Consider the following 14,645-nt stretch of genomic DNA (forward strand, 5'->3'; position numbering starts at 1 on the left):
CAAACGGCCGGAAAAGCCCTGATCGCCCTGCCTTTGCGCTGCTGGCGATCAGTGCTTTTCAGTCATGCTCGCCATTGTGTGCAGATGCAGCCCGCGCTCACAACGGATGATGATCATGCAGCGAGCAGGCTTGTACGGTTGCGCCGAAGAAGCTGGCTTGTAAGCGGAAGGCTTGCAGCAGGCGCTGGCGGCCGGCTTCGTCTTCGGGCAGGGCGAACACGACTTTCAGATAACGCTGACCGGCGTGGGTGTTGCTGGTCTGGCCGATATCGCTGACGAGCATATCCTGCTCCAGCAGACTCATCACGGTAGCGGGTGCGGCGGGCTGATGCTGGCTGCGCAGCTCTGCCATCACTTCGGCTTCGGTCACCATCACGGTATCGTGTGCGCCCTGAAATTTGCGCACACCGGCAATCGTGACGGCAATGCCGCCGGTGACTTCAAATTCATCGCCGGTCACTTTTTCATAATGGAAGGCTTCCCAGCCTGCGACGCCGCGCTTGCGCTGGGCGACAGCAGCCAGTGCCTGTATCGCCAGCCCGCCGCCGCTGATCATGCCGACCGGCAGCATGGCGGATAAGTCTTCCGGCAGGGTTTCATGTTGTGTTTCGCTCATGACTGACTCCGTACAAATAATCCCGGAATTATCGCGCAAAGCCAGACTGTGTGCCGCAATAAAAACGGCGTCCGCAGACGCCGTTGCCGCTTGCTGAGCGCCTGCCGGGTCAGCGCTGTGAAGATGTGCTTCAGGGTCTGGCAGATGCTGCAGAAGTCTCGGTATTATTTTCTTTGTTCTCTTTTTTCTCTTTCGGCATGGGTTTGCGCGGCAGTAAATCGCTGCGGTTGGCAGCGTGCGCAATGAAGCTGGCAACCACCAGCGATGCCTGCACCATGTCGGCTTTCGGCACTTTATCGTACACATCCATATTGCTGTGATGGGTGCGGCTCATGTAATCCAGCGGATCCTGAATGAACTGAAAACCGGGTACGCCAACCGCATCAAAACTCACATGATCGGTGCTGCCGGTGCGGCGCAGTGTGACGGTGTTTGCGCCCAGATCGGCAAACGGTGCCAGCCAGCTTTCAAACACCGGTTTAACCGCCACATTGTTTTCGGCGTAGATACCGCGAATGCGGCCACCGCCGTTATCCAGATTGAAGTAAGCCGAAATTTTGCCGTGCAGGGATTTCAGTTGCAGAGGTCCGGCGCTGCCGCTGCGCAGATAGGAAGGCAGATCTTTCTGACTGGCATCGCTGCTCTCCGGTCTGGCCGCCACCCATTGCTGCACCCACGCACGCGAGCCGAGCAAGCCCTGCTCTTCACCGCCCCACAGCGCCAGCCGTATGGTGCGGCGCGGTTTGAAACCGGCTTCACGCAACAGGCGCACCGCTTCCATCATCACCGCAACTCCGGCGGCATTATCGGTCGCGCCGGTGGCACCGTGCCAGGAATCCAGATGCGCACCCAGCATCACGATTTCATCTTTTTTATCGCTGCCCGGAATATCTGCCAGCACGTTCACTGCATAGTCCGGACTCTCTTCACCGCTGCGTACTTTCACATCCAGTGTGATTTCCACCGCCTGCTTTTTGGCAGCCAGACGGTAAATGCGGTTATAACTTTCGGAAGACAACACCAGCGCGGTTGGCGGCTGCGCCTCGCCTTTTTTATACGAACCGCCACCCTGTACAAAAATCGTACCGTCGTCGCCACGCGACACATGCAGGGTTGCCAGCACTTTTTCATTATTCAGAAAAGCGACCAGTTTTTTCTGGAACAGAAACTGTTTCAAAGCGGCTGCCAGATCGCGGCGTGGCAGCGCATCGGGATCAACCTTGGTCAGTTCTTCCAGATCGCGGTTTTCCAGGCGGCGCGCATCGGCGCTCAGATGCGGTTTCATCGCCAGCGGTTCATCCACCATCACCACCATGCCCGCCAGTTTCCCCTGCCATTTGCTCAGATCTTCTTCGCTGCTCAGCTTTGCCACCACGACCTTTGCCTGCACAGGGCCGTTGGTGCCCGGCGTCCAGGCTTTCGGAATGGCCACAATATCCTGCGCAAACGGACTCAGCAGGCGCACGCGTGCATGTTCGAATTCCCAACTGACGCCGAACGGCGCAAAGCTTTCGGTATGCACTTTCTCCAGCCCCCAGCTGCGCAGACGGGTTTGCGCCCAGTCTGCCGCCCGTTTCAGGCCGGGAGAACCGGTTAGACGGGCACCGATTTCATCGGTCAGCACCGAGAAGTGATCCTGTACCTGCGAATGCTGCAGCGCTTCTTCACGCAGACGGGTAATCAGTTCGGCATCGGTTTTTTCTTCGGCGGCGGCCTGTGCGGGCAAACTGAACATCATCAGGCTGAGGCTGACGGCGCTGAACCATGGTGCTACCTGCTTCATAGAGTCTCCTGTCGGAATTCCGGACCAGTGGCGGTCGGGTTGCGGGGTGTTATGTTTTAATCCTGCAGGTAGAACGAAATTCCCCGGGAATAGTTCCCGAAGGAAACCGTAACAGTTTGCATACAGTTATGGCACACTGGAGCGTTCACGGTTAGAATGCTCCGTCGTCTGACTTAGGATGCATGGTGTTCAGAAACTATTGCATCAGCTTTCACCTGTTGGTGGAGCCGGATGCAATGTGTTCTTGCATGCTTGAATGAAAATACGCTGTAAAGACAGTTCAACTTTAAGGAAATCTTCATGTCGATCAAATCCCGTGTAGCTCTGGGTAGTGCATTGCTGGTTGCACTGTTGGCGCTGAGCGCCTGCAATAACAAAGAAACTGCTGCGGACAGCAAAGATGCTGTTGCTGCCACTGTGAACGGCACACCGATCAGCAAAAAACAACTGGATCAGATCATGGCGCAGCAAGCGCAGCAAGGTCTGCCGGACACACCGGAAACCCGCAAAATGGTGATCGATAATCTGGCAATGCAGATCATCGTTGCACAGGAAGCGCTGAACAAAGGTCTGGAAAAAACACCGGAAGTCAAAGATCAGCTGGAAATGACACGTCAGTCCATTCTGGCAAACGCTTACGTTAAAGACTACATGAAGTCTGCAACCGTGACTGATGAAGCACTGAAAGCGGAATACGACAAATTCAAAGCTGAATCCGGCGGCAACGAATACAAAGCACGTCACATTCTGGTAAAAACAGAAGATGAAGCGAAAGACATCATCGCTAAGCTGGAAAAAGACGTGAAAGCGTTTGAAGGTCTGGCCAAAGCCAAATCTGAAGATCCGGGTTCCAAAGCCAAAGGCGGCGATCTGGGCTGGTTCAATCCGAAAAACATGGTGCCTGAATTCGGTGAAGCAGTTGCGAAACTGGAAAAAGGTAAATTCACTGCAGCACCGGTGAAATCCCAGTTCGGTTACCACGTGATCATTCTGGACGATTCCCGTGCAGTCACACTGCCAGCGCTGGACGATATCAAAGCCCCGCTGACACAACAGCTGCAACAGCAAAACCTGAAAAAAATGCTGGACGATCTGAAAGCAAAAGCGAAGATCGAAGTGAAAGAAGAGCCTAAAGCATCTGCATCGGCTTCTGCTTCCGCATCGGCTGCAGCTTCTGCACCAGCGGCTGCACCGGCAGCATCTGCTTCCGCGTCTGCTGAAGCGAAAAAATAATCTGACGCAGCCTCTGCTGTCAGCAAACCCCGCATCTTGGCAACAAGGCGGGGTTTTTTCTTATCTGCGATGGATTTTTATCTGCACTTGACCGAGGACAGGAAACCGCCATGCCACGCCCTAGCACCGTGACCACCCCGCAACGCACACTGGATGCCCGCGCTGATCGTCAGGATATTCGCGATCAGTGGTTTCAGCCGGAAGTCCGCCATTTATCTGCCCGTTTTCCGGATGACGCGACCGTGGAAAGCGTCTGGAATGCTTACGCCGATGCCGGTTTTATCCGCAATCAGGGCAATGACGGCGCATGCACCGGTTTTGGTCTGGCGGCGGTGATTCATTATCTGAACTGGCTGCGCAGCGATCCGGTGATGCCGCGCAGTGCGCGTATGCTCTACCATCTGGCGCAACTGTACGATGAATGGCCGGGTGAAGATTACAGCGGTTCCAGCTGTCGCGGTGCGCTGAAAGGCTGGCATAAGCACGGCGTCTGCAGCGAAGATTTATGGCCGTTTACCGTGGCGGAAGATGGCAGCGCACCGGCGTTTGAAGCGCCGCAATCCGGCTGGGACAGCGATGCGCTGCAATGCATGCTGGGCGTGTATTACCGCGTCGATAAATCCGATATCACGGCAATGCAGGCAGCGATTGCACAAACCGGTGCGCTGTATGCATCATCAGCCACCCATGCGGGCTGGGATACACCGCGCTGGCCGGACAGAAAACGCCCGGCGCAGCTCAGCAGCATTCAGCAATTGCCGGTGATACAGCCGCATGCGATTCGTCAGGGTGGCCATGCATTTGCACTGATCGGTTACAACGAAACCGGTTTCGTGGTGCAGAACTCCTGGGGTGAAAGCTGGGGCTGGCGCGGACTGGCGATTCTCACGTATGACGACTGGCTGACGCTGGGCACCGATGCATGGGTGATTGCGATGGGCGTACCGGCGGCAGCATCAGCCAGCGCCAGCACCGCACCGGCAGCTTTCCGGCGTGGCAAACTACCGCGTCAGCCAGCGCAGGCCGGCGTACTCAGCAGCGATCAGGCTTATGCGCATACCGTGGTGCTGGACAGCAGCGGCCGCGCGATTCAGCGTCTGGTGCAGTTCGCAAATGCGGCGGACAGTCTTGAATACTTGCTGTACACCGCACCGCTGGCGTGGCTGCAACAACAGAAGCGCGGCAGCAAGCTGCGGCTGGCTTTGTGTGCGCTCAGTGGCTTACTCGATGAAGCGGCGCAGATACAGGCGATTGCACGTTACGCACCGGCGTTTCTGGCGCAGGGCATCTATCCGGTATTTCTGATCTGGAACAGCGGGATCAGCCGCTTATCCGATCTGCTGCAGCAGCAATATGGCAGCAGCACGCCATCGCCTGCACTCAGCCGCAGCATTGAAGCGAATGCGGATCAGCTGGCACTGAAAGCCCTGTGGACGCAGTTACGCCACAACGCCGCGCAATCGGTCAAACCCGATCACCCGCCGCGTGCGCTGCACAGCGTGATCAGCAGCCTGCAAGCCTTGCAGAAAACTCAGGGGGCACAAGGCATGGAACTGCATTTGCTGGCTGATTGCACCGGCGTGCAACTGGCGGGACCTTTGCTGGCGCACAAGTCGCTGCATTTTCAGAGTGTGCAACTGATGACACCGGCCTGCTCGCTGGATTTCGCCAGCGACACGCTGGGTAAGGCGATACAGGAAAAGCGCCTGTCACCAGCGCAGTGGCATTTGTATGCGCTGACGCAGGAAGCCGATCAGCACAGCCGCTTTGCCGGTGTGTATCAGGGCAGTCTGCTGCGCCTGATTGCGCATGCGCTGGAAGACCGCTGCCAGACCCCGCTGCTCGGGCTGGCCGCCAGTCTGGACAGCGACAGCCTGCACAACGGCCAGTGGAACCGCGCCTGCTTACCGGAATTGCAGCACTGGCAGGACCTGTTCTGGGGCAGACAAGCGCCGCCCGCCGGTTTCAGCCGCCACGAACGCGGTCTCAGCAAAGCTGCAAGCCAGCGCCTGACCTTGCTCGATACCCCGCTGACGCAGGATGCTTTGCCGCCGCTGTCGCAGTTAGCGCATTTGCTGCCGGACATGCTGAAACGCATGCTTCGCAAAGCCTGAGCCAGCGGTCGCCTTCTGGCTGAACACCACCTGCAGTGGCCCGCAGCAGCCAGAAATAGCCTGAAACTGCCTCAAATGCGGTGTTCAGCACAGCGATCCGGCGGTCGTCGGCAGAAAGTCCGGCTCTTCAAAAATGGCAGATGACGATCTTTGCACAATACTGAGCGTGGTTCTGCAAGCATTTGGGGAGCGTTCAGGCAGTCACCAGTGTCGTTTCGCACTGAAATCCTGACCTCATCAGACAAAAAAAGCCCCGTTTCCGGTGACAGGAAACGGGGCTTTTTTCTGGCATTGTAATGCTTCGTACTGACTTACTGCCGGTCATGCTGTGCGGTGACAGAATCACCGGCGCAACGTCAGTACGCTTATCGCAACACTTACTTCGGACGCTTTTTATCGCGTTTCGGCTGCGCGCGTTCTTCGTGCTGGCTGCCGCCATCGGCCAGACTGATCTTGATCTGCTTGCCGGAAATCCAGACTTTTTTCAGATAGTTCAGCAAATCTTTCGGCATGCCGCCCGGCAGTTCGATGGTACTGAAATGATCATGCAGTTCGATGCGGCCGATGTAGGAAGAATCCAGACCGGCTTCGTTGGCAATCGCACCCATGATATTGCGCGGGGTGGCGCCGTCGGCTTCACCGACTTCGATACGGTAAGTCTGCATGTTCACGCCACCGGTTTGCGCCGGTTTCTGGCGGGCCGGTTTTTCGGCACGCGGTGCGCGCGGCGGTTCGGTATCACGCAGCGCACGTTCCACCACTTGTTCCATACGACCCTGACCGCCTTCATCACGGCTGCTGCGGAATTCACGCTGGCTTTCACGCGGCGCTTCTTCGCGGCGCGGACGGCGTTCTTCGTGCTGATCCTGCTGTTCAAAGCCATCCTGCGTCCAGCGGCGGATACGCAATTGCTGTCCGGCGACTTTGACCGGTTTCAATTCCTGAATCAGCGCGTCCGGCAGGTTGTCCGGCAAATCAATCAGGCTGTATTCATCAAAAATATCGATACGGCCCATCAGACGGGATTCGATATTCGCTTCATTCGCAATCGCACCGACGATATTGCCCGGCTTCACGCCATGACGGTGACCGACGGCCAGACGGTAAGTCTGCATGCCCGGTTCCGGCGCACGCTGCATCGCTTCACGCTGACGGCTGTTGCGGTCGCCGCGATCCATACGCTCGCCACGGTCAGCACGCTCGCCGCGCTCTTCGCGACCGGCACGCGGTTCGCGTGGTTCACGTTCAGGACGCGATTCGCGTTCCTGTTTTTCCAGCAGCAGCGGTGTATCGCCGCGTGCCATCTTTGCCAGCGCCGCCGCGATTTCCATCGCCGGCACATTGTGTTCGCGTTCGTAATCTTCGATCAGGCTGCTGAACAGTTCCAGACCGCCCTGCGCCAGCGTTTCAGTAATCTGTTCTTTGAAACGGGTAACGCGTACCGAGTTCACGGCTTGCACGGTTGGCAATTCCAGCGGCGATACCGGTTGGCGGGTTGCGCGTTCAATCGCACGCAGCAGATTGCGTTCACGCGGGGTGATAAACAGAATCGCTTCGCCTTTACGACCGGCGCGGCCAGTACGGCCGATACGGTGGGTATAGCTTTCCGGATCGTAAGGCACGTCGTAGTTCACCACGTGGCTGATGCGCTCCACATCCAGACCACGGGCAGCCACATCGGTTGCCACCAGAATGTCAATCTGACCATCTTTCAGCAACTGAATCGCGCGCTCACGCTGCTGCTGATTCATATCGCCGTTAATCGCCATTGCCGAGAAACCACGCGCATCCAGTTTCTGCGCCAGTTCTTCTGTCGCCTGTTTGGTGCGCGTGAAAATGATCATGCCGTCAAACGGTTCCACTTCCAGAATACGGGTCAGTGCATCCAGTTTGTGCAGACCGCTGACCAGCCAGTAACGCTGGCGGATGTTTTCTGCGGTGGTGGTTTTGGCCGCAATCGTGACTTCGGCAGGGTCCTGCAGATAAGTTTGCGCAATGCGGCGGATTGGTGCCGGCATGGTCGCGGAGAACAGCGCGGTCTGACGTTCTGCCGGTGTTTCCTGCAAAATTCTTTCCACATCATCAATAAAGCCCATGCGCAGCATTTCATCGGCTTCATCCAGCACCAGCGTGCTGATGCGCGATAAATCCAGCGAGCCTTTTTCAATATGGTCGATCATACGGCCCGGTGTCCCCACCACCACATGCACGCCGCGGCGCAGCGCCGACAATTGCGGGCCGTAGCTCTGGCCACCGTACACCGGCAACACATGGAAGCCCGGCATATGTTTCGCGTAAGACTGGAAGGCTTCCGCGACCTGAATCGCCAGTTCGCGCGTTGGTGCCAGCACCAGCGCCTGCGGATAACTTTTGCTCAGATCAATACGACTTAACACCGGCAACGCGAACGACGCGGTTTTACCGGTACCGGTCTGGGCCTGACCCAGCACATCACGGTCTTGCATCAGGTACGGAATCGTGGCTGCCTGAATCGGCGACGGGCTTTCATAGCCGATATCTTCAAGTGCACGTAATAAAGCGGGAGGCAGCCCGAGACTGCTGAAACTGAGTGGGGATTCTGACATAGGAAGGAAAAAAGGAAAGGAGCGTTGTCCATCACACCGGACAATAAGGGGCGCTAGTGTACCGCGTAATGCTCAGTATAGGGAAATGATTCCAAATGCCAAGCTGAAAGCATGCGCTGACAACATTGCTCACAGTTCAAGGTTTTTTCAATGCTATTCAGACAATGAAAACGATCATCAGCAAGTTCAGCTTGCTGTTTGCAAGGCGATAAAAAAGGGCAATACCTGCGTATTGCCCTGCACTGTTCCGCCGCCGGAATACTCACGCCAGATCAGTGTTCAGCGCGGTAAAAAGAAAGCAACATCTTTCGCCAGAATTGCAGCACCGATTTGTTTGCGCCACTGGATCGCACGCTGGATGCGATCTTCACCCAATTGCGGATTTTCCCGCTGGTAAGCCATACGGACAAACTCATCCGGGTTACGAAAACACATATTACTTTCGATACAAAAGATCATACTGACAGGATCAGTTCCGTCCGCAGCCAATCCAAGCTCATAGCCAACGGTACCAAAAGCCGTCAGCATATCGAAATATGCTGCCTTATCTTCAGGTGTGATTCTCGTTCCGTTTATCCAGTATTCCCGCTTGCCATCCGCCGTACGATTGGAATTCAGCAATTGGCCCATTGACTGATGAAAAACCGCATCAGGCGATTCCAGTAGTGCTTTTTTAAATGCAATACGATCAGCCTCTGAAACAGGTGACTGACCCGGTTTAGCCGCTTGGTTAAACAATTTAAGCAATTGGTCTTTCTTGAAGACGTCAGCATAGTCCTGCTGGAATTTCTGCATTTCCAGCTCTTGCGGTGAAAAACTCTGACACAGGGTTTTCAAACGTGAAAAATCTGCCGCACGCTGCGCGTAGTTATCCCTGAATTTTTCAATAAACGGTAGAGCTGATTGCTTCTGTAATGCATCGGAACTACAGATGCTTCGCACTTGATTTGCGTAATAAGAGCCCCCTTGCTCGGGATGCTGTTTCAGGTATTGCATAAAAATCCGAAAATCTTTCGCATTCCGATAACGCAAGGTCAGATCACTGAAAGCAGGTTCCGGTGCGTTCGGCTGCGGCGCTGCAGCCGGTAAAGCTGCCTGCGGCTTTGCTGGCTGAGTAAGCACCCGCACAGGCTCATCCGGGGTACTGTCTCCGGATGGCATCTGCCAGAACATCAGCCCGCCACCCAATACCACCAGTGCGGCTGCGCCGCTGATTAAATACGTGTTACGTTTTACCATGGGTGAATTTTAAAGAAAAATATTAATTTCATTACAATTACAATGTAAATTCAAGGCTTAATCGGGTACTCTGAGCAAACATAAAAACGCATCAGAACGAATGATCCAAATCTACTCGGAATCCTTGCTCAGATATCCGCGCGGTCTCAACGCGGTAAAAAGAAAGCAACATCTTTCGCCAGAATCGCAGCGCCGATTTGCTTGCGCCACTGGATGATGCGCTGGATACGGTCTTCGCGTCCTTCGGGTGGTTCAGACTGCATGGCGTGACGGATATATTCATCAGGGTTGTCGTAGCAGAAATTCATCAATACGCAAGTAACGACACTTTCAGGATCACTTCCGTCAGATGCCAGTCCCAGCTCAAAGCGCACCGTATTAAACGCCATTCTCATGTCCTGATTTTCCGGGCCTGAACTGCTGATCCGATGTCCGTTCAGCCAGTACTCAGACTGACCATCTGCGCTTCTGTTATAGGCCAGTGCTGCGCCCAGCGCGCCATGAAAAATGGCATCAGAACTTTGCAGCAGCGCTTTCTTATATTCAGCCCGCTGCTCCGGGTTCATTGGCGGATTAGTCTGGGTGGCAGCCTTATTCGTTAACGCAAGCAGACGATCCTTTTCGTAAATTTCTTTCCAGTCCTGATGAAACCTCATATTTTCATGATCACCAGCTAAAAAGCTCTGACACAAAGATTTCAGTCTCGAAAAAGCAGCAGCACGTCGCGCATAATTTTCCTTAACAGTGTCCTGATAAGGCAGCGAATTATTCGCTCTGATTAAATCTGAACCACACAAACTGCCGATATGATTTGCGTAATAGCCGCCACCCTTCTCAGGATGCTGCTTCAGATAAAGCAAGAATGCGCGAAAATCTTTCGCATTCCGGTAACGCAAGGTCAGATCACTGAAAGCAGGTTCCGGTGCGTTCGGCTGCGGCGCTGCAGCCGGTAAAGCTGCCTGCGGCTTTGCTGGCTGAGTAAGCACCCGCACAGGCTCATCCGGGGTACTGTCTCCGGATGGCATCTGCCAGAACATCAGCCCGCCACCAAATACCACCAGTGCGGCTGCGCCGCTGATCAGATACGTGTTACGGCTCATCATGGATGAATGATTGATTTAAAGAAACATATTAAGTTTATTGCAATCACAATGCAAATACGCCGCGTCGCTGACGTTGCAGGCAGGCATAAAAAAACCCACCCTGAACGGGTGGGTCAAAACTGCTGAGTGTGAAGCCCTGAACAATTACCAGGTAAAGTTCAGAGAGTATTTACCATTGGTGGAACCAGTGCCACCACCGTAGTAAATCACTTTCGCGTACACCACTTTCGATGTTGTGCCAGTGTTCGCGTTGGTTACTGTGTCGGTTGCGCCGGTGCCGTTGGTGCTGGAAGTCAGCTTGGTACCGGTGCTGCTGTACAGCTCCAGATCGTAGTCAGAAGTGCTGTTTGGTGTCAGGACAGCTTTCAGTGTTTTACCGGCAGGGATCGTGACTTTGAAATAATCCACATCGGTGCTGGCGCTCATGGTGCCGTTCACGGTGGTATTGCTGGTCGCAATGTTATTCGCTGTCGCGGTGGTGTTATTGCTTTCGGTTTCGCTGATGGTTGTGCCCGGTGTGACGGTGGACAGAATATTCTGTGCTTCGAATTTCGCACGGAACGTATTCGCGTAAGTCAGATCATTCGGGAACAGATTGGCAGCGGCGTTCACAATCGCGGTTGCCATTGCTGGCATCTTGATATTTGAACCCAGACCGAAGTGCGCTTCCAGAATGATTTTGTCGATGTTTTCACGCGGTTTGCCGGCAGCAATCAGCGCAACCATAGACTGGAACAACGGTGCAGACCACAATTCATCTGACTGGAAGCTGACGCCGCCTTCGGTAACAGCCTGATGTGCGCCGTAAGTTTTGGCGGAATTGTATTTCGCGTCAGTACGGTTCAGCATACGGCCGCCCCAGCATGCGCCGTGACCGTCCCAGCTGAACGCCCATTCCGGATGATAAGTACGTCCGTTCGGTGTGCTGTAAGAATAGGAAGCGGCCCAGTAGTCGCCGAAGCCTTCGCCCATCGCACCGGTGTCGCCGCCGGTCCAGCTGCTGTTGATATTGGCCTGAATGCCGTGGCCGTATTCATGCAGGATCACGTCCGCATCTTCGCTGTCGTTGACGCAGCCGTGGCCGAACGCCAGATAGTCATTGGTGCCGCCGCCACCGCTGTAGTGGGAATTGTCGTCACCGTTTACACCATCAGTATCCACGCGCAGCGGACGGTTGATGATGGATTTCGTACCGGTGAAACCGAGCGACTGAATATAACGCTGGTTCTGGTCGATGTGGAAATATACGTTGGTATCGTCGAACGCATTGTTGCCGCGTTTTGCAGTCCAGACACCGTTGGTGGTGGTGCTTGGTGCGGTGTTCGGTGCTTCGATGTTAACGATAGTAATATAAGGGCCGGACAGCGAATACACGCCGCTAGTCACGGTCAGATCACGCAGGGTTTTGGTCGAATAGGCTGCATCAAATGCGGAAGCGGCAGACGTGTCAGTCAGTGCATCCGAGTTCAGCGCTGTACGCGGATCAGGGTCGAATACATAGCCGCTGCCGTTAATGCCGGACGCTGCCGCTGCGGTTGCACCACCGGTTCTGAGACCTTGTGCAGATGCACCTTCCTGCAGTTTGCCCAGACGTGCCACGACTTCAGTCGTTTCAGACTGACGATCCAGTACAGGGCCTGCCAGCAGGGAACGGGCAGCCAGCGAACGTTCTGTACCTTTGGCCAGACGTGGTTTGGAAGTGGAATAAGAGTCGATCAGTTCGCCATTGTGCGCATTGAGATATTGCACGAAACCACCGGTTGGCATTTGTGCTGCGATTTCGACTTTGTGCGCGAGCTGGAAGCCACCCGCCACCGGTACCCAGACCAGTGTGCTTTTCGGTTCTGCGACCAGTTTGTGCTGCACTTTCATGTTGCTCCATGCACGGTCCATCGCTTTATCTTTCGCGATTTGCGGCTGGTTGTACAACTGGTTCACAGCAGCGCTGTCTGCCGCACCGGATACCGGTTTAACTTCGTTAAACACTTTCAGCAATTCACCTTTATTGCTGACGGATACCACGATTTCCGCACGGTCTACCGGAATGCCGCGCAGCATTTGCTGGTAGTAGTAGTGCTTACCGAGCAGGGATTCCTGCACGCGGGTCAGCACCAGATTTTCCAGACGCATTTTATTGCCCGGTGTGGACGTGTGTTCCAGCAGAATCTGATTCAGATTTGCGGCTTTCACGCCGGCATAAATGGTCAGGTTTTCAACGGAATGGCTGGCCGAATGTGCCGGTGCTGCCAGTGCCAGTAAAACGCTGGCAGCCAGCAAAGAAAGCGAAGGTTTACGCATACTTCCATCTCCCTAAGTCAGAAACCGGTTCGCTGTTTCTTGTGTACGGCGATACCGGCAATTAATCAGTGAAACGGCCTGCGCACATTTTTCCGGGCAAAAAGCGTCCCTGTTTCTGTCGTGCAGAAACAAAAAACATTTCAGACCGGAGGGCTGAAAACAGACTGTTGACACTGAACTCGTGCAGCCCGGAGTCCGGGTGCGGATACGCTGTGTGGTTTATAGTTATCGCAGCGTTGATTCAGTCTATGAGGAAATAATGTCGGTGAACAGAGAGCAGAATGTCGTCGTTTTTACGATTTATCCGACATTCTGACGAAGGAATGCTGCATATTGACGAAGCGTTGTGCGGGTTTATTCTGTCTTGCACAAAAATAAGGCTGATTGCACAAGTTTTAAGCAACAATCAATGCGCACTGTTAACTAAAATGCGCAGTTTTGGCGCAGAAAATTCGGCTCTGGCGCTGCATTTCGAGAATTTTCTCTAAACACCTGTGCACAATTCGCCACAGTTTTGTGCTGCCCGGCATGCTGAGCACAGGATGAATGCTTATCACAGCGACATTTTTTATACAGAACCCAGTGTGCATGCGGCTCTCCGGTGCTTTTTGCCCCGAAACCCGCGAAAAGACTGGGACTTTGCCCGCGGAAAATTTTTTTTCGTTCTGATACCTGCCTGACGCGGCAATTTGCAGTTCAGGCCAGCGCACCGGGCCAGCCACTGTCGCGGTGTATGCCGCGCAAACCTTGCAAACCGCCGGTATGCAGTAACAACAGACATTCACCGGTGCGGATAGTTCCCTGTCGCACCAGTGCGGCGACTGCGCTGACCAGCTTGCCGGTGTACACCGGTTCCAGCGGAATGCCGGTTTCACGGACAAAGCACTGCGCATCCGCGATCAGCACCGGTGTCATTCGGGCAAAGCCGCCGTGGTGTGCGTCTGTCAGCAACTGATAATTCTGATAGGCAGGATAACCGGCAGCCTGCAGCAGGCGCGCAATCTCCTGATGCAGATAATCTGCGCCCTGAAACGCGGCAACGCCGATGACTCTGCCGCGCCCCGCCATTCCCGCCAGTATTCCGGCCAGCGTGGCACCGGTACCAACCGCGGTGACGATGGTGTCGGGCACAAAAGGCAGTTCTCTGACCATCTGCGCCACACCGTGTAAAGCAGCCGGATCGCTGCCGCCTTCCGGCAGCCAGACAGCCTGCGCACCGGCATCCGGCACACATTGCCGCCAGTAATCCGGCTCGCGCAAACGACGGTAGGTTTCGCGGTCGGCGTACTGTATGTGTATGCCCCAGCGCTGCAAATCCGCCTGCATCGCGGTCTGCTGCCATGCCCCGCCGCGTATCAGTACCGTTCCCGGTATGCCCTTTTGCTGCAGGGCGTAGCCAAGTGCATGTAAATGATTCGACCACGGCCCGCCCATACTGATGACATGCGCGCCGGACGGCAGCTGCGCCAGCGGGAACTGCAATTTGCGGAATTTATTTCCGGAAATCAGCGGATGCAGCAGATCGTCGCGTTGTATCCAGACATCAGCCTGCCCGAACAGACTGCATTGCAAACGCTGACAGAGACCGCCGGATGAATCTGCGCTTACGCCGGACGCAGACAATGGTAGAGTGACACTATTCATACGCGCATTGTACCCCCGCCGACTGACCAA

General features: G+C 55.1%; 9 protein-coding genes. 2 read left to right on the forward strand and 7 right to left on the reverse strand.

All coding sequences use genetic code 11. The features are described from left to right. Positions 1-97 precede the first annotated feature (97 nt). Both IE092_RS14345 and IE092_RS14350 read right to left on the reverse strand, forming a co-directional pair. The gene (locus tag IE092_RS14345) at positions 98-616 is read right to left on the reverse strand and encodes a hypothetical protein (protein ID WP_189357882.1); all 519 of its coding nucleotides are present in this window, start codon (positions 614-616) and stop codon (positions 98-100) included. A 130-nt stretch (positions 617-746) separates the two neighbouring features. Continuing rightward, positions 747-2,399: a M20/M25/M40 family metallo-hydrolase gene (locus IE092_RS14350; RefSeq protein ID WP_229793192.1), complete on the reverse strand. Its 1,653-nt coding sequence runs from the start codon at positions 2,397-2,399 to the stop codon at positions 747-749. Positions 2,400-2,699: 300 nt separating this feature from the next. Between IE092_RS14350 and IE092_RS14355 the strand changes: the two genes are divergently transcribed. Beyond that, entirely contained in the window at positions 2,700-3,632 is a 933-nt protein-coding gene (locus tag IE092_RS14355) for a peptidylprolyl isomerase (RefSeq protein ID WP_189357883.1), read from the forward strand. A gap of 110 nt (positions 3,633-3,742) precedes the next feature. Next, the gene (locus tag IE092_RS14360; protein ID WP_189357884.1) at positions 3,743-5,746 is read left to right on the forward strand and encodes a C1 family peptidase; all 2,004 of its coding nucleotides are present in this window, start codon (positions 3,743-3,745) and stop codon (positions 5,744-5,746) included. 377 nt (positions 5,747-6,123) lie between these two features. Here the strand turns inward: IE092_RS14360 and IE092_RS14365 are convergent, their stop codons facing one another. From IE092_RS14365 to IE092_RS14385, 5 genes are all read right to left on the reverse strand, one after another. Then, entirely contained in the window at positions 6,124-8,331 is a 2,208-nt protein-coding gene (locus IE092_RS14365; protein WP_189357885.1) for a DEAD/DEAH box helicase, read from the reverse strand. Positions 8,332-8,610: 279 nt separating this feature from the next. Next, positions 8,611-9,327: a hypothetical protein gene (locus tag IE092_RS14370; RefSeq protein ID WP_189357886.1), complete on the reverse strand. Its 717-nt coding sequence runs from the start codon at positions 9,325-9,327 to the stop codon at positions 8,611-8,613. Positions 9,328-9,716: 389 nt separating this feature from the next. Continuing rightward, complete coding sequence (locus IE092_RS14375) at positions 9,717-10,673, reverse strand: hypothetical protein (protein WP_189357887.1); 957 nt, start codon at positions 10,671-10,673, stop codon at positions 9,717-9,719. A 144-nt stretch (positions 10,674-10,817) separates the two neighbouring features. After that, on the reverse strand, positions 10,818-12,971 hold the full coding sequence (locus IE092_RS14380) for a hypothetical protein (protein WP_189357888.1): 2,154 nt from the start codon (positions 12,969-12,971) through the stop codon (positions 10,818-10,820). Between the two features lie 696 nt (positions 12,972-13,667). Beyond that, entirely contained in the window at positions 13,668-14,615 is a 948-nt protein-coding gene (locus IE092_RS14385; protein ID WP_189357889.1) for a 1-aminocyclopropane-1-carboxylate deaminase/D-cysteine desulfhydrase, read from the reverse strand. Positions 14,616-14,645: the final 30 nt, after the last annotated feature.

The organism is Cognatundibacterium squillarum (genome assembly GCF_014652435.1).
Lineage (GTDB): Bacteria > Pseudomonadota > Gammaproteobacteria > Burkholderiales > Burkholderiaceae_D > Undibacterium > Undibacterium squillarum.

What these genes read in the sequence shown, in the direction of transcription:
- IE092_RS14375 (WP_189357887.1), bottom strand. Translation starts at nt 10,673, where the DNA reads ATGATGAGCCGTAACACGTATCTGATCAGCGGCGCAGCCGCACTGGTG.
- IE092_RS14365 (WP_189357885.1), bottom strand. Translation starts at nt 8,331, where the DNA reads ATGTCAGAATCCCCACTCAGTTTCAGCAGTCTCGGGCTGCCTCCCGCT.
- IE092_RS14350 (WP_229793192.1), bottom strand. Translation starts at nt 2,399, where the DNA reads ATGAAGCAGGTAGCACCATGGTTCAGCGCCGTCAGCCTCAGCCTGATG.
- IE092_RS14385 (WP_189357889.1), bottom strand. Translation starts at nt 14,615, where the DNA reads ATGAATAGTGTCACTCTACCATTGTCTGCGTCCGGCGTAAGCGCAGAT.
- IE092_RS14360 (WP_189357884.1), top strand. Translation starts at nt 3,743, where the DNA reads ATGCCACGCCCTAGCACCGTGACCACCCCGCAACGCACACTGGATGCC.
- IE092_RS14355 (WP_189357883.1), top strand. Translation starts at nt 2,700, where the DNA reads ATGTCGATCAAATCCCGTGTAGCTCTGGGTAGTGCATTGCTGGTTGCA.
- IE092_RS14380 (WP_189357888.1), bottom strand. Translation starts at nt 12,971, where the DNA reads ATGCGTAAACCTTCGCTTTCTTTGCTGGCTGCCAGCGTTTTACTGGCA.
- IE092_RS14370 (WP_189357886.1), bottom strand. Translation starts at nt 9,327, where the DNA reads ATGCAATACCTGAAACAGCATCCCGAGCAAGGGGGCTCTTATTACGCA.
- IE092_RS14345 (WP_189357882.1), bottom strand. Translation starts at nt 616, where the DNA reads ATGAGCGAAACACAACATGAAACCCTGCCGGAAGACTTATCCGCCATG.